The following is a 393-nucleotide window of genomic DNA, read 5'->3' on the forward strand; positions in this document are numbered from 1 at the left end:
CGGCGCCCAACACCAAGGCCAGCGCGATCAAGCCTTGCAAACCCTGGCACAACGCCGCGACCCGACGGCGGTCGAAGCGGTCCGCGACATGCCCGGTCCAGAGAATGAATAACAGGCGCGGCAGAAATTCGGCCAGGCCGACCAGTCCGAGATCCAGCACGCTGCCTGTCAGCTCGTACATATGCCAGCCAATCGCCACGGCGAGCATCTGGAAGCCGCTGGCCGTAAACACGCGAGCGAACCAGAACTTGATGAAGGGGCGTTGGTGGCGCAGTAACAGCTTGGCGTGGGTGGACATCAGGCGGGCGCAACGGAGGCAGGGCCGGGCAGGGTAGCATGCTGCCGCGGGCCTGACGGGGCGGTGATGTGGTGGTGTGGCGGGGGGGGGGTGCG

1 protein-coding gene is annotated in these 393 nt (G+C 66.7%); it reads right to left on the reverse strand.

The features are described from left to right. Positions 1-298, reverse strand: a 298-nt coding sequence (locus PSTU_RS20415; protein WP_036992639.1) for an MFS transporter, incomplete at its 3' end; no start/stop codon positions are given. Positions 299-393 lie beyond the last annotated feature (95 nt).

The organism is Stutzerimonas stutzeri SDM-LAC (genome assembly GCF_000235745.1).
GTDB lineage: Bacteria > Pseudomonadota > Gammaproteobacteria > Pseudomonadales > Pseudomonadaceae > Stutzerimonas > Stutzerimonas stutzeri_H.